17 protein-coding genes are annotated in these 22,219 nt (G+C 35.1%); 3 read left to right on the top strand and 14 right to left on the bottom strand.

Features of this window, described 5'->3' with window-relative positions:
• Positions 1 to 62: 62 nt before the first annotated feature.
• Together VB776_RS11525 and VB776_RS11520 are read left to right on the top strand one after the other, a co-directional pair.
• On the top strand, positions 63 to 2,345 hold the full coding sequence (locus tag VB776_RS11525; RefSeq protein WP_323329135.1) for a glycoside hydrolase family 20 protein: 2,283 nt from the start codon (positions 63 to 65) through the stop codon (positions 2,343 to 2,345).
• A 164-nt stretch (positions 2,346 to 2,509) separates the two neighbouring features.
• Positions 2,510 to 3,307, top strand: a complete 798-nt coding sequence (locus VB776_RS11520; RefSeq protein ID WP_323329133.1) for an alpha/beta fold hydrolase — start codon at positions 2,510 to 2,512, stop codon at positions 3,305 to 3,307.
• 7 nt (positions 3,308 to 3,314) lie between these two features.
• Here VB776_RS11520 and VB776_RS11515 read toward each other — a convergent pair whose 3' ends face one another.
• The 4 genes from VB776_RS11515 to VB776_RS11500 all read right to left on the bottom strand — a co-directional run bounded on the left by VB776_RS11515 (position 3,315) and on the right by VB776_RS11500 (position 7,431).
• Positions 3,315 to 4,196, bottom strand: a complete 882-nt coding sequence (locus VB776_RS11515) for an AraC family transcriptional regulator (RefSeq protein ID WP_323329131.1) — start codon at positions 4,194 to 4,196, stop codon at positions 3,315 to 3,317.
• Positions 4,197 to 4,388: 192 nt separating this feature from the next.
• Positions 4,389 to 5,006 carry a 3-keto-disaccharide hydrolase gene (locus VB776_RS11510; protein WP_323329129.1) on the bottom strand — a complete coding sequence of 206 codons (618 nt, stop codon included), beginning with the start codon at positions 5,004 to 5,006 and terminating at the stop codon, positions 4,389 to 4,391.
• A gap of 79 nt (positions 5,007 to 5,085) precedes the next feature.
• Positions 5,086 to 6,804, bottom strand: a complete 1,719-nt coding sequence (locus VB776_RS11505; RefSeq protein WP_323329127.1) for a GMC family oxidoreductase — start codon at positions 6,802 to 6,804, stop codon at positions 5,086 to 5,088.
• Between the two features lie 108 nt (positions 6,805 to 6,912).
• Complete coding sequence (locus VB776_RS11500; RefSeq protein ID WP_323329125.1) at positions 6,913 to 7,431, bottom strand: gluconate 2-dehydrogenase subunit 3 family protein; 519 nt, start codon at positions 7,429 to 7,431, stop codon at positions 6,913 to 6,915.
• Positions 7,432 to 7,676: 245 nt separating this feature from the next.
• On the opposite strand from VB776_RS11500, the gene VB776_RS11495 reads away from it, so the two are divergent.
• On the top strand, positions 7,677 to 8,759 hold the full coding sequence (locus VB776_RS11495; RefSeq protein ID WP_323329123.1) for a Gfo/Idh/MocA family protein: 1,083 nt from the start codon (positions 7,677 to 7,679) through the stop codon (positions 8,757 to 8,759).
• A gap of 48 nt (positions 8,760 to 8,807) precedes the next feature.
• On the opposite strand, the gene VB776_RS11490 is transcribed toward VB776_RS11495, so the two are convergent.
• The 10 genes from VB776_RS11490 to VB776_RS11445 all read right to left on the bottom strand — a co-directional run bounded on the left by VB776_RS11490 (position 8,808) and on the right by VB776_RS11445 (position 22,197).
• A complete protein-coding gene (locus VB776_RS11490) occupies positions 8,808 to 10,463 on the bottom strand; it encodes a phosphoethanolamine transferase (RefSeq protein ID WP_323329120.1) in 1,656 nt (551 codons plus the stop codon).
• A 134-nt stretch (positions 10,464 to 10,597) separates the two neighbouring features.
• Positions 10,598 to 11,431 (bottom strand): beta-1,6-N-acetylglucosaminyltransferase, encoded by an 834-nt coding sequence (locus VB776_RS11485; protein WP_323329118.1) that lies wholly within the window; start codon positions 11,429 to 11,431, stop codon positions 10,598 to 10,600.
• Positions 11,431 to 12,786, bottom strand: a complete 1,356-nt coding sequence (locus tag VB776_RS11480; RefSeq protein WP_323329116.1) for an oligosaccharide flippase family protein — start codon at positions 12,784 to 12,786, stop codon at positions 11,431 to 11,433. The genes VB776_RS11485 and VB776_RS11480 overlap by 1 nt, the downstream gene beginning before the upstream one ends.
• Before the next feature lie 69 nt (positions 12,787 to 12,855).
• The gene (locus VB776_RS11475) at positions 12,856 to 14,064 is read right to left on the bottom strand and encodes a glycosyltransferase (RefSeq protein ID WP_323329114.1); all 1,209 of its coding nucleotides are present in this window, start codon (positions 14,062 to 14,064) and stop codon (positions 12,856 to 12,858) included.
• Positions 14,065 to 14,163: 99 nt separating this feature from the next.
• Entirely contained in the window at positions 14,164 to 15,339 is a 1,176-nt protein-coding gene (locus VB776_RS11470) for a glycosyltransferase (RefSeq protein WP_323329112.1), read from the bottom strand.
• A 43-nt stretch (positions 15,340 to 15,382) separates the two neighbouring features.
• Positions 15,383 to 16,858 carry an O-antigen ligase family protein gene (locus VB776_RS11465; protein ID WP_323329110.1) on the bottom strand — a complete coding sequence of 492 codons (1,476 nt, stop codon included), beginning with the start codon at positions 16,856 to 16,858 and terminating at the stop codon, positions 15,383 to 15,385.
• 16 nt (positions 16,859 to 16,874) lie between these two features.
• Positions 16,875 to 19,430 carry an SPOR domain-containing protein gene (locus VB776_RS11460; RefSeq protein ID WP_323329108.1) on the bottom strand — a complete coding sequence of 852 codons (2,556 nt, stop codon included), beginning with the start codon at positions 19,428 to 19,430 and terminating at the stop codon, positions 16,875 to 16,877.
• A 44-nt stretch (positions 19,431 to 19,474) separates the two neighbouring features.
• Positions 19,475 to 20,239: a TolC family protein gene (locus VB776_RS11455; RefSeq protein ID WP_323329106.1), complete on the bottom strand. Its 765-nt coding sequence runs from the start codon at positions 20,237 to 20,239 to the stop codon at positions 19,475 to 19,477.
• Positions 20,240 to 20,401: 162 nt separating this feature from the next.
• Positions 20,402 to 20,773: an Hpt domain-containing protein gene (locus VB776_RS11450; RefSeq protein WP_323329104.1), complete on the bottom strand. Its 372-nt coding sequence runs from the start codon at positions 20,771 to 20,773 to the stop codon at positions 20,402 to 20,404.
• 350 nt (positions 20,774 to 21,123) lie between these two features.
• Positions 21,124 to 22,197: a glycoside hydrolase family 2 TIM barrel-domain containing protein gene (locus VB776_RS11445; RefSeq protein WP_323329102.1), complete on the bottom strand. Its 1,074-nt coding sequence runs from the start codon at positions 22,195 to 22,197 to the stop codon at positions 21,124 to 21,126.
• Positions 22,198 to 22,219 lie beyond the last annotated feature (22 nt).

Here is a 22,219-nt window from a genome sequence, read left to right as displayed (position 1 = left end):
ATATTTACAGTGGGCAACCACAAGGGATTGCCCCTACATTTTTATTTTATTATTTTCTTCCAATGCCAAAGACAAAATTATTCTTCATATTCTCCTTGATGTATTTTTTTACATCAAACTATTCGTTTTCACAAAGTATTTCCATTATTCCTAAGCCTGTTTCTGTACAGCTTACGCAAGAAAAATTTACGTTAAATTCATCTACTTCAATACTTCAAACGTCGGCTTCTTTCAGTAAAAATGTACAATTTTTACAAGAAGCCTTGCATTCTTTAACGCCATTTTCTTTTCCAATCCTTGAAAATACTCCTTCTAATTTTATACAAATAAGTATTGATACCACTAAAGTCTCTCAAAAAGAAGGCTATCAATTAGTCATTTCAAAAAATTCTATTCAATTGACTGGACACGATGAAGTAGGTGTTTTTTATGGCATACAAAGCTTAATTCAAATCGTTTATCAATCTAAAAATCAAGGCTTTAACTTGTCTGGCTGTCGCATCGACGATTATCCGAGATTTACTTATCGTGGCTTGCATTTAGATGTTGGCAGAAATTTCTTTCCGCTTTCTTTTCTGAAAAAATACATTGATCTACTCGCTTTTTATAAAATCAATACTTTTCATTGGCATCTTACCGACGACCAAGGTTGGCGAATTGAAATCAAAAAATATCCACGTTTGCAAAGCGTTGCAGCTTTTCGTGATGAAACCATTATTGGACATAAAAAAGATTCTCCACACCGTTTTGATGGCAAAAAATATGGAGGATTTTACGGTCAAGATGAAGTAAAAGAATTGGTAAAATATGCTTCAGAAAAGTACGTAACCATCATCCCAGAAATAGAAATGCCAGGGCATGCTCAGGCAGCGTTATCGGCTTATCCGCATTTGGGCTGTGTGAGTGGCTCGTATAAAACAGCTACTTTTTGGGGTGTTTTTGATGACGTTTTTTGTGCAGGAAACGACAGTACTTTTACTTTTTTACAGGATGTTCTGGATGAAGTCATTCCACTTTTTCCTTCAAAATACATTCATATTGGTGGAGACGAATGCCCAAAAACTCGTTGGAAAGTTTGTCCAAAATGCCAAAAACGCATCAAAGATGAGCATTTAGCCGACGAACACGAATTACAAAGCTATTTTATCCAAAGAATGGAGAAATACTTAAACAGTAAAAACCGTGAATTAATTGGCTGGGATGAAATCTTGGAAGGTGGTTTAAGCCCGAAAGCAACAGTAATGAGTTGGCGAAGCGAAGCGGGAGGAATTGCAGCCGCCAAGCAGAAACATGAAGTAATCATGACACCCGAAAGTCATTTGTATTTAGATTATTATCAATCGCTTCATGCGGATGAACCAACGGCGGCGGCAAGCTTTACACCGCTTTCAAAAGTGTATAGTTACGAGCCTTTTTCTTCGGAATTAAATCAGGATGACGAGCAGTACATCAAAGGCGTGCAGGCAAATATCTGGACAGAATACACGCCTCAACCCGAACAGGTAGAATATATGGTTTTTCCAAGAGCCTTGGCTTTGTCGGAAATCGCTTGGTCGCCAAAAACGCATAAAAATTATGATGATTTTCTCAGTCGCTTACGTCAGCATCGCAATATTTTACAACAGAAAAAAGTAAACTTTTTCGACAGATTTGAAGAAATTACATACCATTTCTCAATGGAAAAATCAGGGAAAAGTATCGTTCATTTTTCGACCACTTTACCCAATGCCAAAATTCATTATACTGTCAATGGAAAAGCTCCTACATCGAATGATAAAGTATATCAAAATCAGCTTATTATAAATAAAAGTGGCATTTTGAAAGCTCAAATATTTGTCGGCAAAAAAGCTTATGGAAAAGTATTTGAACAAGCTTTTGAATACCATAAAGCCATTGCCAAAAACGTCATTTTGAAGCATCAGCCTAAAGCAAATTATAATCCTACCACGCCTTTTGCTTTGACCAACGGATTGACAGGAAACGCTCGTTACAACAATTCGCAATGGGTTGGTTTTAGTGGCGAAGATGTAGAAGCAACAATTGACTTGGGAAATATTCAAAGTATTTCAACCGTAGGATTAAACTTGCTGAAATACCATTGGCAAAGAATGTGGGAACCCAATGTATTGATTTTTTCTATTTCGGAAGATGGGAATTCTTATAAAGAAGTATATCGTACAAGTAATTTCCCTGCGAATGGTATCAATCAAATTCGGGCAAAAATTACGCCAGTGAAAGCCCGTTTTATCAAAGTACAAGCCGAAAACAAAGGCATCATTCCAGCAGGTGAATACGGTGCAGGAGGGAAAGCTTGGTTGTTGATTGATGAGATTTATGTGGATTAAGCAGTACGAATAATTAATTAAAAAGGTAAATGTAGCGGCAAACCCTTGCGGTTGCCGTTTCGGGTACGGCAACCGCAAGGGTTTGTCGCTACACAATAGGATTTGCGTTTTCGCTTTTACGCCGTTGGCGTAAACATTACAATTCAATTTTAAACCCAAGAACGATGAAAAAATACTCACTCATTTTATCAATCTTAATATTCTCATTTTCAGCAACAAATGCTCAAAATCTCAAGCGTTTTATTTCTTTTGATGGAATAAATATTGCTTATGAAGATACAGGCAGAGGCAAGGCTGTACTCTTGCTACACGGTTTTATCAATACGGGAGCAAATTGGCGAAAAACAGCTTTGTACAAAGATTTAATTGAAAAAGGTTTCAGGGTAATTGTCCCCGATATGCGTGGAAATGGAGCTTCAGATAAGCCACATGAAGACAAATTTTATGAAAAAGATGCCGAAGTAAAAGATTTGATGGGCTTGATTACTTCACTGAAAATCAAAGATTATACATTGGTTGGCTATTCCAGAGGAGCGATTGTTGCCGCCAAATTATTGACCAAAGACAAAAGAGTAACAAAAGCCATTTTAGGCGGTGTAGGTCAACATTTCACCAATCCTGATTGGGACAGAAGAAAAATGTTTGCGGACGCTTTTAGCGGAAAAGCTCATTTGCATCCTGAAACGGCTGGAGCTGTTACTTATGCCAAATCAATTGGTGCAGATACAATAGCTTTAGGTTTTCTGCAAAAGTACCAGCCTGTTGCTTTACCTGCGGAGTTGATGAAAATTAAAAATCCTGTTTTAATCATTTGTGGCGACGAAGACCTTGATAATGGCGACCCAAAAGTACTACAAAGCTATTTCAAAAATGCCCAATTGAAATTAGTGAAAGGCAATCATAACGGTACTTATCGCACGCAGGCTTTTGCAGATGCAATTATGGATTTTATCACAAAATAACCCAAACTTACTTGGCTTCTCGATTGAAATAACGCTCTACATATTCGCTAGGCGACTGATTTGTAATGCGTTTGAATACTCTGTTAAAATTCGTAATGCTGTTAAAACCACAGCTATAAGCCACGTTGGCAATGGTTTCGTTATTACTGTTTGTTAATTTTTTACAGGCTTCGTTGATTCGAACTTCGTTGAGAAATGACAAAAAAGTATGACGTGTATGTTTTTTAAAATACCGACAAAAAGCGTGTGGCGTCATGTGGGCTTTGTTGGCAGCATCTTCAAGCGTGATAGGCTTTTCGTATTCCTGCATGATAAAATTGTAAATATTGCTAATTCTCAAGCCTTCATTTTCGCTATAATTCTGTGGCTGCGTACTCATTGAAAGCGGTAAAAGCGAAGGAATTGCGGCAATACTTTTCAGTAAATCCATAAAATGAATCATCTGACTCACACCATTACTTTTATTGAGCAAAACAATTTTATTGGCTATTTCCGAAACATTTTCTTGCGGAATTTTGAATCCGTTGGAGTGTTGCTGTAAAAATCTTTTAAGTGTATTGATCTCTGGTAAATCAAAAAAAGAAGATAATTGTCCACTTGGATTAAAGAAAATAGCAATCGCTGATACTTTCTTTTTACTTTTTGGATGAAAATAAGAAGCTTCACTTTTGAAAAGATGAGGCTGATTCGCACCCAACCAATAAATTTCATTCGAACGAAAACGGTGCATATTGTTATCAGCAATCAAAGTGCCTTCTCCTTGCTGAATCCACATCAATTGAATTTCCTGATGTCTATGTAAATGCGGATAAAAGTGCGGTAGAACGTCTTTTTGAACAATAATCGTTTTATCGTGAGGAACTGGAATGGTAAATGGAAGTACTTTCATAAGACTTGGTATTGTGAATGAAGTAGAAAATTAATTTTCTATTTACATAAAAATAAAACATTAGCTTTATTTTAACAAATACCAACCTAAATATTTAGAAATAGTGTTAATTTTTGAGTAGTTATATTCATCCAATTGGATGAAAAATGATGAAGTAAGAACAAAACTTACCTCATCATTTTCAAGCACTTCTTATAAAGCTTTTACTTTCAATTTACGCCATTTTACTTTAATGCCACCGCCACTGTGAATCTGTAAAGCAATGATTCCTGCACGTCCGCCGATTTTTTCATCATTGAGCGTAATCATCTCTTGTCCGTTTACGAAAGTAGTTACTTGGTTACCTATCACTTTCACAACCATCGTATTCCATTCGCCCATTTTTAGGGCTTTGTCTTTATCATCAGTTGGTTTAATCAACCAACCTCTTCCATAAGACTCATAAATTCCGCCCGTCCAATGCCCTGGAGGAGCTACTTCTGCTTGCCAGCCAGTTATTTTTGTGCCATCAATACTTGAATGGAAAAACACGCCACTGTTGCCATCGGCCTCTTGTTTAAACTGAAGACTTAGCTCAAAATCTTGAAAACTTTGTTCTGTTCCTAAGTAACCGTATTCTTTATCAGGACCACTTTCGCAAATCAATTCCCCATTTTCAACGTACCATTTTTCAGTACCATAAATCTTCCAACCACTTAAATCTTTTTGATTAAAAAGACTAACCCATTTCCCTTTTTTAGGCGTTTGTGCTTGTGAAACAAAAACCAATAACAAGCTAAAAATCAATAAGTAAGCATTTATTTTTTTCATATTTTTTAATTTTAAATCCATAATATTTCTCTTCTATTTTTTATAATTACTCCTCATTCAAAACTCCCAACTCCACACTTTAAAGGTTTCCTTTTCTCAATTCTTTCACTGCATAATCTGCTGCACGAGCCGTAATTGCCATAAAAGTTAATGAAGGGTTTTGAGTTGAAGTAGAAGTCATACAAGCTCCATCCGTCACAAATACATTTTTACAAGTATGTAACTGATTCCACTTGTTTAATAACGACGTTTTAGGGTCTTTTCCCATACGCACGCCACCCATTTCATGAATATCCAAACCGGGAGCTTTATTCGGTTTATCATGCGTTTGAATATTTTTGAAACCAGCTTTCGTCAACATTTCAGCCATTTCTGTATGGAAATCCTGAATCATTTTTTCATCGTTATCATCATAAGCTACCGAAATTTTCAGTTGTGGAATTCCCCAAGGATCTAATAAGTTTTTATCCAAAGCTACATAATTGCTTTCTTTCGGAATGGTTTCGCCCATCATGTGCGAGCCTACTCGCCAATTACCATATTGCTGTTCATTCAAACTATTTTTCAAAGATTCACCGATGCCCGAAGTATCGTTTGAAGTAATTCTGCTTGAACCAAAACCAGCAGCGTAGCCTCTTAAAAAATCGGTTTCTTGCTTGAAAACATTTCTAAAACGTGGGATATAACTACTGTTCGGACGAATTCCTTCGGTTGTACTATTCAAAAATCCTTCATATTCTGCCGAAATCGTTGTACGGAAATTGTGAAAAGCAATGTATTTACCCAACAAACCATTATCGTTCCCCAAACCATTTTGAAAACGATTTGAAGTAGAATTTAGCAAAATCAAATTAGAATTTAAAGTAGCCGCATTCACAAAAATGATTTTTGCATAATACTCCGTCATTTCTTTGGTGTGTGCATCAATTACTCTTACGCCTGAAGCTTTGTTTTTCTTTTCATCAAAAATGATAGAATGCACAACAGAATCTGGCTTCAAAGTCATTTTACCAGTACGTGCCGCCCACGGAAGTGTAGAAGAATTACTGCTAAAATATCCACCATAAGGACAACCACGCTGGCACAAGGAACGATTTTGACATTGCCCTCTACCTTGCTGTAAATGAATTGGTTGTGGTTTTGTAAGATGCGCACAACGACCAATAATTACTGGACGAGTATTATTATAATGTTTAGCAGTTTGTTCGCTGAAGTGTTTTTCTACACAAGACATTTCGTGTGGTGGTAAAAATTCTCCGTCTGGCAAACTCGCCAATCCGTCTTTATTCCCCGAAATTCCTGCAAATTTTTCTACATAACTGTACCAAGGAGCAATGTCTGCATAACGAATGGGCCAATCTACCGCAAAACCATCACGAGCGGGACCATCAAAATCATGTTCGGACCAACGTTGGGTTCCTCTTGCCCACATTAGCGATTTTCCGCCTACTTGGTAACCACGAATCCAATCGAAAGGCTTTTCTTGCACATAAGGATGTTCAGCATCTTTCACGAAAAAATGTGCTGCATCTTCATTAAAAGCATAACATCTGCTAACGATTGGGTTGGCATCTTTGATGGCTTTAGGTAATTGCCCTAAATGTTCAAACTCCCAAGGTTGCATCATAGTCGTTGGATAATCCGTAATGTGTTGTACATCACGTCCACGTTCTAAAACAAGTGTTTTTAAACCTTTGCCCGTAAGTTCTTTGGCAGCCCAACCGCCACTGATTCCCGAACCAATTACGATGGCATCAAAAGTTCGGTCTTTTATAGCATTGATATTTAGATATGACATGTTTCGATAATTTAGTAATTGAGTGAATGAGTGAGTTGTGAATTGACATCACCCTAAAATCCAGAAGCTAAAAGCTGATGACCGAAGTCTGAAATCCGAAAGCCAAAACTATCTCGGAATCGGAACGCAGCCATGATAATATCCCGGTGCCATATTGAATTTCAACTGATTGACCATGTAATATTCAGAATTGGTATATCCTTGAATCGTCAACCTTTTTATCATCTCAGCAAATTGTTTTGCTACTGTATTTGACGAAGTACTCATTTTCAGAAAAGTATCAATGCGTTGTGGCTTGCTACTTTCTACAAAAGTTTTTTGGTGATTTTGTTGAGAAAGCTCGTTGATTAAAACCAAACCTTGCTTTAAAGTACTCTGTGCATTTTCGCCGTAACAATCATTTATCATTCGCATCGCAAATTGGTGTACTTTTAGCGATTTTGCTCCGGGCGTATTGGTTTCAGGAATAATTGTTTCTACAATTTCAGCAAGAAGTACTTCATCGTTGATACCTAAATTAGAAAATTGTCCTATACTTTGGCTCGTCCAACCCGAAGCCCAAGTAGGTAAACTTACCAAACCGCCCAATGCCATTGATAAGTTTTTTATTGCAGAGCGTCTTTTCATCGTTTTTTAGATTTATTAATGATATATCTGCACAAATCTATGTTTTTAAATTTATATCATTTACATTGATTTGACCTGTACGGAAATATGTTGCCGATTAAGAATCAATACTTTATGAAAAACTTAGCTAAAAAACCAAAAATGGATTCAAATCACAGATTTATCTCAAAAACAGGATAAAAGTATTCATTGAACTGCTTAGATTTGAAGACTGTTTTCAATCATATCATCATAATTTTCAAATCATGACACTTCAAAAACAATCCATAAAAGTACTTGTGGTTGGTTGCGGAAATATGGGAGCTTCCCATGCTATTGCTTATCAAAATACCGAAGGCTTTGAAATCTGCGGAATCGTTTCTACTGGCAAAAGCAAAGAAGTACTCAACGAGCGTTTGGGCGGTGGCTATCCACTTTTTAGCGATTATGCCGAAGCTTTGGCAAGCACAAAACCCGATGCTGTTTGTATTTCTACGTATCCAGACACTCACGAAGCTTTTGCAGTGATGGCACTCGAAGCTGATTGTCATGTTTTTATCGAAAAGCCTTTGGCTGATACCGTTGAAGGAGCAAAAAGAGTTGCTGATTTAGCAACTAAGAAAGGAAAAAAAGTAGCAGTTGGCTATATTCTACGACATCATCCTTCTTGGGAAAAATTTGTAGAAATTGCCCAAGAAATGGGAAAACCTTTGGTGATGCGTATGAATTTGAATCAGCAAAGTCATGGAGTAATGTGGAACGTACATCGAAATTTGATGAAAAGTTTAAGCCCAATTGTGGACTGTGGCGTGCATTATATCGACGTAATGTGCCAAATGACACGCTCGAAACCTATACAAGTAAATGCGATTGGAGCGAGATTGACAGATGATATTCCCGAAGGAAACTATAATTACGGACAATTACAGATTCGTTTTGAAGATGGTTCTGTGGGTTGGTACGAAGCTGGTTGGGGACCAATGATGAGCGAAACAGCTTTCTTTATCAAAGACGTAATCGGGCCAAAAGGTTGTGTTTCAATCGTGGCAAAAGAAGCTGGAGGAACGGGAAAATCTGACAATGTAGATTCACATACTAAAACGGAATCTTTAAGAGTACATTATTCGGATATTAATTCAGAAAATGCTTTTACAAGAGCTGATGAATGGATAAATCTCACCGATGAGCCTGACCATCAAGAACTTTGTAATCGTGAACAAAGATTTTTCTTAAAAGCCATTCAAGAAAATGTTGATTTAACTGACCATCTTGAAGATGCCGTAAACAGCCTAAGAATCGCTTTCGCCTGTGATGAATCGGTAAAAACTGGTTTGCCAGTGATGTTATAATTTTGTTTTCAACATGGAGGAAGTAGATTTCCTCCATGTTGAAAAATACTATTTCAAAGTTTCAACAAGATAGACTTTATCATTTGCTCCTAATATTTTCTGCTCGTTATCTACAAAATATGGACTTGTGATATTTTTCAAGGAATCCTGCAAAGGATATGTCAATCCACTCATACTAGGAAGTGTATGAATAATGTTTTCTGAAGAAATCTTCGAGTTTACATGTTTCATCAAATGGTTTATTTTATTCGGAAAGGTATTCTTCAAAATAGGCGAATACCAAACAAAGAAAGGAACGTGAGCAATATACTTTGATGGTACTGGATACGCATGCTGTGAAAGGTCTCTACTATCATCAAATAGATTCTCGCCATGATCTGACATATAAGTAATAGAAGCCAAAGCATTTTGCTTGGATACTAAACTGATAATACTATCAATCACAGCATCTGAATAGCGAATAGTATTATCATAACTATTAATCAAGACGTTTTTAAAGGCTTTATCTGCTGATTTTGAACGAATCGTTTTATTGCTAGGTTTAAAAAAATCAAATTCATCTGGATACCTAACACTGTAGTCATAATGGCTTCCTGCTGTATGTATTACAATAAATTTTTTAGTACTCGACTCAGCTAATACCTTTTTCAATACTCCCACCAATTCCATATCTCTATGTACATTTCTTGTCGCTTTTGAATCTGATAAATTAAGGTATTTATTATCTGCTTCATCAATATGAACTTTGATATGTCCTTGATCTACCTGATTACTAAGCCAATAAGTATGAAATCCTGCTTCTTTAAAAAGGCTTACAATACTTTTTTGTTGAAAGTGTTTATCAAAATTATCTGCACCAACGCCTGTTACCATCAGCGGAGCAGCAAATTCAGTGATAAAGCCTCCTGCTGCGGCATTGCTAAATGAGATAAAGCTTTCTCTTTTTGATAACTTAGGAGAAGTATTTCTTGAATAGCCATTAAGCGCCCAGTGATCATACCTAGAACTTTCTCCAATAATCAAAAGATGTACTTGTTTTCCGACAAGCGTAGTTTCTGGTTTAGCATGAAAAACATAATTTTCTCTTTGCTCTTTTGATGAATTCATTAATCGCTGTTGCTTAAAAACTGCATTGCCAGCATATAATACAGACGTTGGGAAAATGCTATAATACCTAGTTCTTAGTTTCATAAAGTAACTTCCCCCTTCAAAACTTACAAATGGCAACAATAGAAACACACTTACGCTAGCAATGGCTATTATTTTAGCATTCATTCCAGAAATTTTCGTTGGAATTCTTCGTATTAGTAGATATAATATCCCCCCATACAGTAAAAAACTAATGATTAAACTAGGAATATAACCTTTTAATAGTTCTACAGATTCGGATGGATTCGTATTGAGGATGAGTACAAGTGTTGCATCATTAATTGGTACATCAAATAAAATAATGGAGGCTAGATTGAGCGGCAAAAAAATAAAAACGGGTATTAAAAGGAATAGATAAAGCTTTATCTTATTCCTGAAAAAGTAAATAGGCAATAAGTGTAAGCTTAAACATGCCAATGCTCCGAGCATCGCCAAGAAATATTGCTGAGTACTCACAAAAAAAGTGAAGTCACAAATCGCAATCAGCCCAACTACTATTAGTAAATATAAAATTGAGGTTTTGGAAGAGTCAATTGTTTTGTCTGTTGTAGGCATCTTAATTATTTTTTATTATAAACATAATAAAAAATTAAAACAAGACAAGACAACTTCAGTATAAAAATGGGTATAAAATGAAAAAAATGGCTATAAGTAGCGAATGTTATTTTCTTGCTCTTTAATTTTTGCTTTTATTCTTTATCAAGTGCCTCCAAAATTTTACTATCAATGGCTTCATTAAATTTGCGGGCAAATAGTTTTCCTGAGTCTATTAAAGTTGGTAAATCGTCTATTTTAAAAGTTTTGGGACTAGCATTTCCTTCCGACCAATCAATGTAACGAAGGTTATCGTTTACCATATCTTTTTGATAAATAGAGTTATAAAGAATCGTTTGAAAAACGATTTCATCACTTCCCCAAGTAAGTTCAAAAAAACGTCTTACGTTTTTATTTTGCTGTAAATACATTACAATATATTCAACATGTGTACCTGTGATGGTAAACCACTGAGAACGCCCAACCGAAATCAAATCATTCGGCATTTTTCTTTTGGGCAAAATCATATTCATGTATTTTTCTACCAGATGTCTTCCTGAAAATTGGTAGTTCGATAAATGATATTTTGTGACTCTAGGAATAGCTTCTTGCCATTCAGTAGCTACAGAGAGCGTGTGCATGAAGGCTTTATCAGGATTTTGCTGAAAAAAAGTATGAATTTCTTCTGTACTTTTTAAGGGATAATCCTGTCCACTCAACAGGTTGATATAATCGTACTTGTTTGAGGAAATCAAAATTTCTTCAAAGCTATTCACGGTAGCTTGCACAATACTATAAGCTCCCCAATATACACTTACTCGATTTCTAATCAATTTTACATGTTTAGATGCTAAAAAAAGAAATGGGTTAATATCTGCTTTTAAATCAACATGTATATAAAAATCAGCATCCGGATGAGCCAGACGATTGATTAATCTTTGTAACTGAGATGGGTTTGCATGGACCAAAATTAAATGTGCAATCCTCATTATTTTGCGTTTTTATTTTTTTGTAAATATTCTTGAGCCATTGTTTTTATTTCTGTAAAACCCGCAGTGAAAAAGCCCACCAAAGTAAAGTCTAAATATTTTTTCAACCAATAATATCCAAAAAGTACTCCTGATAAAAAGGTGAAAAAGGTAGCTAAAGCTACTCCATTGATATTTCCGAAGAGGTGAATCCCTATAAAATCAAACGTAACATTTATCCCAAGCATTACTAATACTTTATAGAAATTTATTCTAGGTTGATGGATAATATCTAACGTTATTCCAAGGAATCTATCGATAGGATAAAACATAGCAAACGACATAAAAATACGATATACCGAAACTGCATGTGAACCAGAATACTGACTTCCACCTAGAATAACGATGGCAAAATCTGCTAAAATAACAGCCACTACCGAAACAGGAAAAAGTGCAAGAACAAGTGTTCCCGCATATTTTTGCATAATTCCTACCACTTCTTCTTTATTTCCTCTATTAAAAGCTGCTGACATCGAAGGCATTGCCGTTGATAAAAAGCTTCTTAAAGGTATTTCGATTACTTCCATCAAACGCATAGGCATTGTGTACATTGTTATGGCTGCGGGACCAGCAGTACCCAATACAAACATAATCACAAAAGTATCAGAGCTTCTCAGCAAATTGGTGCTAATGTTAGTTCCTACGCTATATTTACCAAAGTGAAACAATTCCAAAACCCATTCTTTTGTTCTTTTACTAAAAGTTTTCATACGTGTCCAACCTTGATAAATACAGAACAAACTTACTATTGCAGAACTCAAGGCATTGATTAATAGTACCAAATCAAGATCTAAACTTGTGAAGTAAATAGTAGCAAGCAACATTAAAATAAATGCACCTTGGCTAACTACACGAATTAATAAAAGACTATCAAATCGTTGGTCTGACTGTAAAGTCCAAGCGGCAACAGATGAAGGTAATGTAAATAAGAAAGTAATCCCAAACCATTTTATTACGGTTTCCATTCCAAAACTATCAATAAATGGAATCGCAAAGGCAGCTAAAATATTAAGTATAATCAACGTTCCTGTAATGAGGAGACTCAGATACCATACTGACCCCAAAACTGCATCTGCTATTACTTTCTCTGCACCCGAATAAAATTTTATCATGGCTGTTTGTAAGAAGCCAACTCTGAAAGTATCAATCAATGAAAATGTAGTTTGAAAAAAAAACCAGTAGCCAATATCTCCTGATGTCATATTACGGAGTAAAATACCAACTGTCACCATCGCCAAAACAGACATTGAGCCATTACCCACGAGCGACAAAAAGTGTTTATTCCTTAATTTAGAAATGATAACTTGTGTATTCATATCATCAGATTTGTATATTTTGAAATATCCCTAATTTAGGTTTCTCAAAAAGTGGTTTCTCATATTCAATTAATTACTATTCAATAGCTTATTCTGAATAGTATAAATTTGTTTTACACAAGCCTCCCAAGTATGCCCTTTGGCACATTCTATTGCGGCGCTTCTTGCTGATGGGTTTTGTGGTAACAATGCTTTTTCAATAGCTTGTTTATAGCCTTCTTTGCCAATTGCTAATTCAACATGTGGCAAAAACATTTTCATGGCTGGTGTATCAGTTGCCACCGTTGGCTTGCCCATTGCCAAATATTCATCTATTTTTCTAGGATAGTTACCAATGGTTAAAGCATTCAACAATTGTGGATTCATACATACATCTAAATACTGCATGTAAGCGGGTAATTGATTTGGTTTTTTAGCACCTAAAAAATGTACATTCTTGATAGAATGTAAACGACTATGTTCAAAAACTGTTTCTTCTGGTCCAATTAATACTATTTGCCAATCTGGGCTTGTCTCTGCAATATCTATGAGTAACTGTATGTCTAATCGTTCAGAAGTAAGCAATCCTGCATAGCCAATTCTTGGATGTGGTATTTTTGCCAAATCTTCAGGTTCTGTGTAAGTAAAGTCGGCTTGATAAATATCAGTTTCACAACCTTGACCAATGTCTAAGCTAATGTCATTATGGTTTCGAGCATAATCTGCGAGATAAGCAGAATTCGCAAAAACAGCATCCGCCATTTCAATGGCTTTGGGTTCTACTCTACTTCCGTGAAATTTAAAATATGGATGTTCTATCAGATTATCTCTGATATAATAAAAGCTCAATAAAGGCTGAAGATATTTTTTTGTAAACAATGCCGTAAACATCTGGCTATCATTTAACACAACTACTTTCTGAGGATTCCACCCTAAACTTTTTATTGCTTTCTTGAGGCTTGCAAAAAAACCTTTCCCATTGCGTTCATTTAAAGTATCATACAAGCTTAAATTGTTCAACCAGTTGATTGAATAGCTAATTGTTGCTGGGGTATGTACCCATAAATTTTCCCCCGCTTTGATGGTATTTTCGCCGATACCCAAGGCAAGCTTTATTCTCTGCTTTCCATGCGGAGTATTGATTTGCTTCAAAATAGAGTTGATGTCAATAGCGGGATTAACATACAGTACAGGTTTAGCTTTACTAAACTCTACCGCCAAGTTTCGGGCATTACTTCCCAAATTCAATGCCCATTCTTGTTGGGCAATGACGATGTATGCGTCAACGTTTTCTGACATATTTTCTATTTTTAACTTTCAATCCTTGTCTAAAACCCCAAATAAGGCAAATAATGACTGGAATCGCTATAATGTCCCAAGGCATAATTTTTACTACGTTTAATGTTCGCTATCTCCATGAGGAGTATGAATAAACTGTTTTCTAGCTTTTCCTATTTTTAACATTGCCTTCAACATCGAAATGATTGCTCCTGGTATTTGTAAAAAAGCCATTAATAGTTGTTTGTTATACCATTTTGAAGGAATACTCAATAACAACGAAAATGCTAAAGCCAAAAATAAACCAATACTGTAATTAAAATGTTCGCTTGCAAAAATGAAGGTAAATATCAACCATAGCACCATTACCGCAACCAACATTACTCTTGGAAATAAATAGGTTTGGAATACTTTATTAAAAAAAGCAATGTTCCCTTTCAACAACTGAACCCAACCTTCGATAAAGTACTTTTCAAGAAACTCTACTTGCATGGCTAACCATCTACTTCTTTGCTGGCTAAATACATCTGTTTTGGCCACTTTTTCATCTAAAACGTATTTCCCATCAAGAAATGCTACGTCTTTTTTATCTCGAACAATTCTGAATTCTAACTCTTTATCTTCGCCAGAAGTATCGCCAATATCTTTTAAATAACTTACAAACAGATTCCAGTCGAACGCCATACCACTACCAATTAATGCTGAAGGTAAACCCACTGCTACATGACCACGGCGGAAAATATTATTATTGATTTCTTCTGTACAAGCATCCAACAAAGCAAAAGGTGTTTTAAAATCTTTGGCAGTTCTATGTCCTTGAATTACTTGATAACCTTGTTCATAAGCATCGTTGACTGCATGTAAAAACCCTTGTGTCATGTGGTTATCAGCATCCAAAATCACTACAATATCCACGGGTGTAATAGCAGTCGCTTCAATGGCTTTTTGTAAGGCTTTTCCTTTCGTACTTTTTTCAAAGCTTACTTCTACCACTTTTATTGGCAGTGATTTTAATGTACTTAAAGTAGCTTCGCTAAATGAATCTGCAATAATGACCACTTCAAATAAATCCTGAGGATAATCTTGTTTAATCGCATCTCTGGCTGTTGCGATAATCACAGCGTCTTCTTTGTAACCGGGAATAAAAATGCGGATTTTTCTAAGCTTCTGAGCTTTAGGAAAATATTTTTTGATAGAAAACTTACCAGCTAAAGCAAAAAAAAGTAAATAGAATACCTGAATAGAAAGGTAAGCCAGTATTATTGTTTCAAAAATGGTAATTATTTGATTAATCATAGCGGAATAGTTATATCGAAAGCTGCATATTTCATTTTTAGATTTATAAAAGTTGCTGTTCCTCGCTATTCACAGCAATTGATACGGTTTTAACCTCTGGAATATCCCAACGAGGACTCAGCCAAATTAAAACCCAACTGATATAAACAATTGCAGAAGTAGGCATGGTATTCAATACTTCATTTCCATAACTACAGAGCAAAATCCCTGCTGTTCCCCCACACAAAGCGATTAATTGGTTTTTCAGTATGGGGTCTCTGGTTCTCCAAATAATTCCTGATGATTTCCCCAGAATATAAAGCATGATACCAAACCACATGATAAAACCAACGATACCATACATTCCCCATATTTTTACATAAAGGCTATCAGGCGGAATATGTGAAATATATTTATCCGAGTTAAATTTTTCGCCCCATTGTCCCATTGTACCCACTCCTGTACCAAATGGTTTACTTCCTAAGTAATCTCGTAAAATTGCTTGATTAATTAACCTTACCTGTAAAGAGGCATCCTTAGGGTCTAATGAACTTCTCAGACGAACAATCTCTGCATTACCACTTCCGATATTAGTGTACTTTAACATTCCTATGAATCCCCCCCCAACGATTGCACCAAGTAACAGAATCTTTGTCTGTTTGATTAATATCAAAAACATTAACCCGCCACCCACAATTGCGAAAAGTGCACCCCTTGTTCCTGAGATTAACATTCCGTAAAACAACAGTAAACCTGCAATAGCAAACCAAGCTTTTTTAAGTAATTTATAAGGCCCTGTTGCTAAAATAATACAAACAATTGCCAGATGTCCTTGTGATGCACCAAATTGTGCAGCATCAAAATAATATGAGAATATTCTTAACTTACCGAAAAGAATATGGGTTTTTTTTCCTCCTTCTTCCAACCATTTATGTTCTGCTTCATCAACCCCCAAGTAAAGTTGCTTCATCCCATAAAGAGCCCCGATGAAAGACATGATAATGATAATATTCAGAAACAAATCAATATCAGTTCTTTTATTAAGTATTAAAAATGTCAGTACTATCGTTAATACCCAATAAAGCGTAGCTGACCTCATTTCATAAACCCATCCTAGAATACTTGGTCTTTCTGGATTACCTATCTGCACAAATGTGAGAACCATCCACGAGATTGTAAGCCAAACTAAATCGTTATTTAAATGTCTTTTCCTAAATCGATTTCTCTGATAAAATATTACAGCAAATAAAGTACTAAAAAGGATTGCCTCAATACCCATACCTACTTGTAAACCAGAAATATGCTTACCGAGATAGGGCATAATGAAACAATAAACCAAAAAACTAATAATACCAACTCTTGGCTGATAAAAAATCCATATTACAAAACCTATTGCGAAAGGGAAAACTAAAAAGAGAATTCCAGTAGCGACTCCATTTTTAGCAATGGACATCCCCATGAAAACAGCCAGTGCAATTGCAACTAAAAGCCAGCCATTTCCCAGTTTGTTTCTAGAATTATAAAATAAATCTCCTCCCATTTCGATAATTTTAGCATTACTGCTCAAAATACACCCAAGTATTTTTACCGTATTTTCTATTGATTTGATTGGATTTATCCTTTGCTTCGCTTTCTGTTCCAAACGCATCGTAAGCTACTCTTACGGTAGAGCTGCTCTGGGTTGAATTGATTATCTGTGCATTCGCAAATCCACTTTTTTTCAGCTCATCCATGTACGTTTTGGCATTGACTTCAGAGCTAAATGCACCTGCTATTACAAAGAAATTCTTTGGCGAATCCAATCCTTTTTTGCGTTCTGAAACACTTTCAGAAGCAGTACTATCAACCATAGGAAAGCTATTATCAAAACCTGATGTTCTTATCGAAGACGAATCTATCGTTTGTTCCACCACATTGTCTTTTACAGGAATTTCTTTTCGCTGATTTTTATACAAATAAATGGCTACTGTAGAGAGAATCAATCCTGCTAGAATACCAAATAAAGTAACTCCGCTGACTTTATTTTTTTTAACTGGATTGATTAGATTATCGTCCTCGATAAAATTTTTATCCTTTGCATTTCTATTAATAGCATTTCTATTTCCAAATTCAAACTTAGCCACACGTTTAATGAAGGCTCTGATAAGGTTTCGTTTTTTAGGAACTTCGCCAATGTATTCTTCTGCAAAACTTATATCTACACCATTAAGAACAAACAAGGGTTTATTACCAGTTGTTTTGGTGAAAATATTAACCATCTCCTTGTCTATTTTTGTCCAGATTCTATTGGCACGACAAAGCATAATAGTACTATTCAATCGAGGGAATGATTCTGGTTTGATAATCATGTTATCTAATGGAGGGAATTCTATCAACGAAAAGTCTGCACTGAGGCTACCATTAAAATCATAATCATTATTCCAAGTATGTGTTTCTACGGTATAATCAAGAGCCGTCAATTCTTTGGCTAACAAATAAGCTAAAGTAGATTTTCCTTCGCTTTTTTGCGTACTAATTAAACCTATAGTGATGGGTTTAACGGAAAGGTCAACTGTTGCAAGCAATTGTTGCATTAACCTAAGATTTGACTTTAGTAAAAAGTAAGGATTTTCGTTCAATAAAGGATAGACCCCTAACAATGGTAAACCCACAATACTTTTAGCTCTTTGTGGTTCCATCAACGTTTTATTAATTAAAGCCTGAGTAATAATTAAGGCTAATACTAAAACAAAACCAACCATAAATCCTACTATTACCAAAACCAACCTTTTAGAAGCATTGGGTCTTAAAGGCAGATATGGCGGATCTACAACATTCAGTTTTGCTGTGATTTCTGTATTTTGTTGATTAAGTTTAGCGTCATTTAAACTACGAAGTAAATCCAAGTATTCTTGTTCTGAAACAGAAATTAAGCGTTCTATTTTTTTGAGCATTGCACCTAAAGGGGCAAATTTTCTATATTCTGATTCAAATTCTGCTTTACGTTTATCCATTACAGTTAAACGTGCTTTACTTTGTTCAAAAGCAATGGTATTCCTGAACCATTCATCTAATACTGTTTTAGTAGGGATGCCATTAGGTGTGTTTGAATCTGTATAAAGATTATCCAAAGAAACCTTGAGTTTTCTTTCAAGTTGGCTTGCCGTTTTCTTCAAGCTATCTATTTGATCTTTATTCTCTCCTTTTTTATCAAGTACTTCACTGAGTGCAATTTTATTATAAATCTCAGATAGTTTTCCTCTCTCTTTGATTACATCGCTCCCATATAAAGTTTGATAAGTTTTTCCTTTGATACTTTCATTCACTTTTGACAAAGATGAACTTAATGCCATTCTTTCCATTTCCAGGTTATGGTTCATCGCATATAAGCCTTCTCTTTCACCAGCTACAGCTTTGGTTTGTTCATAGTAGTTGATGATGTCATTATTTTTATTAAATTCCATGAAAAGCCTTTCTGCCGAATCTAATTTGGCAAAAGCCTTTTTGGTTTCTGTTTCAAAATAACCTAAAGCACTTACTGTTTGTCCTTCCTTGATTTCTCTGTTTTTGAGCATGAAAATCTCTTCCAACAATTCTATCGTTCGTTTACAGATATAAGGGTCGTTGGCTTCATAAGAAATCTTGATTAAATCACTACTACTAATTCTGGATGATTTTATTTTATTAAGTGCATTGATAGAATAATATCCATTATCTGAATTGATAAGCTTATAAATAGCATTCTCTTTATCTTTCACCATATAAGCTTTGACGGCCTTTTTGGTTTCTTCCAGAGTAGGTTTAACTAGCTCTTTTTTAAGAGCTTCTGGTATTATTTTTTGAAGTTCGTCATAAGAACCCCAAGTGAGTATCTCTGGAATATGTTTTTTAAGGATGAGGTGTTCGGATAATAAAGCTATAGCAACATCCATTTTGGTATCTCTTGAATCAATTACTGATAAAAGGTTATCAAAAGCATTGCTGGTCGCAAAGAAGTCTGATTTATTACTTCCATTCAAGTTATATCCAGAGGCAATCCCTGTATAAATATTTGATTCAGAAGAATATACCTTTTTTTCTTTACGAGTAAAATAGAAAATAGTAAATGCTAAAGCCGAAGGGATTAGAATCAACCACTTAATATTTTTTATAATTAACCTTATAAAATGTAAAAAGCTCATTTAATCTGCTGTAATAATGTTGATAAGTTCACCCCCACAAAAGCTTCTAGCTGCATAAAAACAGTCTGAAAAGTATTCAATGATGTTTCGTATTCTATTTTTGATTTATTGTAGGCTTCTAATACTGCCGAAAACTGGTCGATGCTATTCTGATTTTGTGCAAATTGCTTCTCTGCCATCACATAATTAGACTGAGCAGCCTGTAAGCTATTGCTATTCAGCATTAATATTTTCTTGGCTAATTTAAGTGCTTGAAATCGCCCAATTACTTCTTGTTTTATCGTTAAATTAACGTTTTCTTGTTCTGCCAATGCACTATTAATTTGTGCTTGACCAGCTTTGATAATGTGTTTTCTGTTAAGCACACTAATCAATGGAAGTTGAACGCCAATTCCTATATTATAAAATCCTGTTTGGGATGTCGTAAAACTATTAGCCCCAGGAATCACACCTGTTGGATTATTAACAGCAGAATAATTTGTACCGTAGTTGTATGAAGATGATGCTGAAATACCACTGTATAACGCATTTTTACTGACTTTCAAGTTCGCATTTGCCACTTCTACTGCGGCTAAGCCTTTTTTTGTCTGAGGGGAAAATTGAATAGCAGATTCTATCAATAAAACCAGAAAGTCTTCTGATTCTAACGCTTTTGCCATTAATATATCTGTTGAAACTGTTTGTGCATTTGCTTCAAGAGTACTCATTCCAATAATAAAGAACAAGATAATCCTAAACATATTTTTTTTTAGCCAAACCATAAAAAAACATTTTAAAAACTTCTAAAATATAACAATATCTTGCACACAAGCCAAAGCGAATCAAATTGTTATGTATTACCATATAGCAAATATACATTGATTTAAACAAGTATATTAAATCAGTATGTTAATACTATAAAGGATTTTGATTATATAAAAAAGCTAGATTCCCTCTTCGTCCATTCGTTTCAATTCTTCTATCACAATCTCTTTTACTTTAGCCACTTCAGGTGCAAGTTCGTTGTAACGTCGTATCAATTCTTCGCCTGTTGGGCTACCTTTTGCATAAAGTTCATATTCATGAATTTTAGGACTGATGTCTGGAAAGCCAATCATCGAGAAACAAGGCTTAAATTGATGTGCCAAACCACCTATTACAGCGAAGTTTTTTTGTTGTAATTTAGCCTGAATGTCATCCCAAATTGGTAAACTATCTTCTAAAAAAGACTCAAACATTATTTTGACAATCGTTACGTCATCACCGTAAATATTGTTTAAATGGCTAACATTAATTTGAGAATTAAAGCTGAACATATCTTTGGATTATTTCTAATAATTAGTTGACAAAAACTATACCACAAAAATGACTGAATTAAAAAAAACGTGATGTTTGAAGAATTACGTTAGAATCATCAAAAACAGTATTTTACTAAATGGTCATTTATAACTTTTAAAAGTACTGAAAAGCCCACAAAATTAAAATTTATCCCTAAGTATTTTGAAGATTTATTTGAGCGCTACGGGATAAAAAGCCTCTTATGAAAGAATTTATTGAGACAATCAATCAAAATGCGTTAATAATCAAGCATTTATAAAAAATTAGGCTGATGATATTGAGAAATATTCCCAATACCATCAGCCTAATTTAATATCCTGTAAAATGCCTACTTCTTGCCTGTCAGGTCTTTAATTACCTTTACTTCATCTTGTTTGTAAGGTGTTCCGTCTGGTCTGAAAATATCATGAAACCACAACTCTGGCTCATTTCCATTTGGCATTGGCTTATCCCAAGCATAAATGGTGTTGGTTTTTCCAGCAACTAATCCCCAATTATAAGCTGCAATATTTTCCTTTTTCAAAATTGGCATGATATTGCTGAATAGGCTATTTCTGCTTCTTGCCATGTATTCTGTACAAAGTAATGGTCGTTGAGAAAGCGATTTCAACTTTTCAATATCCTTGGTATGGTTTTCAGTATCACCATAATTATGATAAGTAGTTACGTCTGAATTTTTGATTTGGAAGTCAGATAATTCTTTCAATTTCCAATCCCAAACGCCCGCTGAAAGTGGTTGACTTGGATTTACTTCTCTTCCCCAAACGAATACTTTTTCTAATAATGGTAAACTTTTATTGCCATATCCAGAGTTTCCCGGTTCGTTATATAAATCCCACAATACTATTCTCTTATCGTTTTTAAAGCTTGTTAAAATATCTTTTACATAAGCTTCTAATTTTTCAATTACTTGTGGTTCGGTGAAAATCAATTCCCCTGGGTCACGTACCCAACCTGAGTTATGAACACCTGGTTTTGGTGCTGGCTGTTTTCCAACGCTATAAGTTGGATTCCAACAATCATCAAACAATACAAAAAGCGTAGAAATATGATGTTTGTCTGCTATTTTCAAATACTGATTCACACGATTTTTAAAGCCAGACGGGTCAACTTCCCAAGCCAAATGATGTAAATATACTCGCATTGAGTTCATTCCGATACTTTCGGCATAACCCAATTCTCGGTCGATTGTCGCAGGGTCAAAACTTTCTGCTTGCCACATTTCTAATTGGTTGATAGCAGTACTTGGGATAAAATCGCTGCCTCGTAACCAACCCTTTGTTTTGTACCAAGCATTGGCTTTTTCGACTGACCAAATTTCTCTCGCTTTCGTCTGAGCGACGATGCTCTGGGCTAATAAACTGAAAGCCAATAGGCTAAGTAATGTTTTGAAGATTTTCATCCGATTAACGTTTTTAATAATT

Origin of the sequence: Arcicella gelida, assembly GCF_034931025.1 — a bacterium.
Classification (GTDB): domain Bacteria; phylum Bacteroidota; class Bacteroidia; order Cytophagales; family Spirosomataceae; genus Arcicella; species Arcicella gelida.
Note: the sequence above shows the minus strand (reverse complement) of the source record. Positions and strands in the feature narration are given on the sequence as shown.

Excerpts from the sequence above, each read along its gene's own strand:
- VB776_RS11525 (WP_323329135.1), top strand. The coding sequence starts at position 63 with ATGCCAAAGACAAAATTATTCTTCATATTCTCCTTGATGTATTTTTTT.
- VB776_RS11520 (WP_323329133.1), top strand. The coding sequence starts at position 2,510 with ATGAAAAAATACTCACTCATTTTATCAATCTTAATATTCTCATTTTCA.
- VB776_RS11515 (WP_323329131.1), bottom strand. The coding sequence starts at position 4,196 with ATGAAAGTACTTCCATTTACCATTCCAGTTCCTCACGATAAAACGATT.
- VB776_RS11510 (WP_323329129.1), bottom strand. The coding sequence starts at position 5,006 with ATGAAAAAAATAAATGCTTACTTATTGATTTTTAGCTTGTTATTGGTT.
- VB776_RS11505 (WP_323329127.1), bottom strand. The coding sequence starts at position 6,804 with ATGTCATATCTAAATATCAATGCTATAAAAGACCGAACTTTTGATGCC.
- VB776_RS11500 (WP_323329125.1), bottom strand. The coding sequence starts at position 7,431 with ATGAAAAGACGCTCTGCAATAAAAAACTTATCAATGGCATTGGGCGGT.
- VB776_RS11495 (WP_323329123.1), top strand. The coding sequence starts at position 7,677 with ATGACACTTCAAAAACAATCCATAAAAGTACTTGTGGTTGGTTGCGGA.
- VB776_RS11490 (WP_323329120.1), bottom strand. The coding sequence starts at position 10,463 with ATGCCTACAACAGACAAAACAATTGACTCTTCCAAAACCTCAATTTTA.
- VB776_RS11485 (WP_323329118.1), bottom strand. The coding sequence starts at position 11,431 with ATGAGGATTGCACATTTAATTTTGGTCCATGCAAACCCATCTCAGTTA.
- VB776_RS11480 (WP_323329116.1), bottom strand. The coding sequence starts at position 12,786 with ATGAATACACAAGTTATCATTTCTAAATTAAGGAATAAACACTTTTTG.
- VB776_RS11475 (WP_323329114.1), bottom strand. The coding sequence starts at position 14,064 with ATGTCAGAAAACGTTGACGCATACATCGTCATTGCCCAACAAGAATGG.
- VB776_RS11470 (WP_323329112.1), bottom strand. The coding sequence starts at position 15,339 with ATGATTAATCAAATAATTACCATTTTTGAAACAATAATACTGGCTTAC.
- VB776_RS11465 (WP_323329110.1), bottom strand. The coding sequence starts at position 16,858 with ATGGGAGGAGATTTATTTTATAATTCTAGAAACAAACTGGGAAATGGC.
- VB776_RS11455 (WP_323329106.1), bottom strand. The coding sequence starts at position 20,239 with ATGGTTTGGCTAAAAAAAAATATGTTTAGGATTATCTTGTTCTTTATT.
- VB776_RS11450 (WP_323329104.1), bottom strand. The coding sequence starts at position 20,773 with ATGTTCAGCTTTAATTCTCAAATTAATGTTAGCCATTTAAACAATATT.
- VB776_RS11445 (WP_323329102.1), bottom strand. The coding sequence starts at position 22,197 with ATGAAAATCTTCAAAACATTACTTAGCCTATTGGCTTTCAGTTTATTA.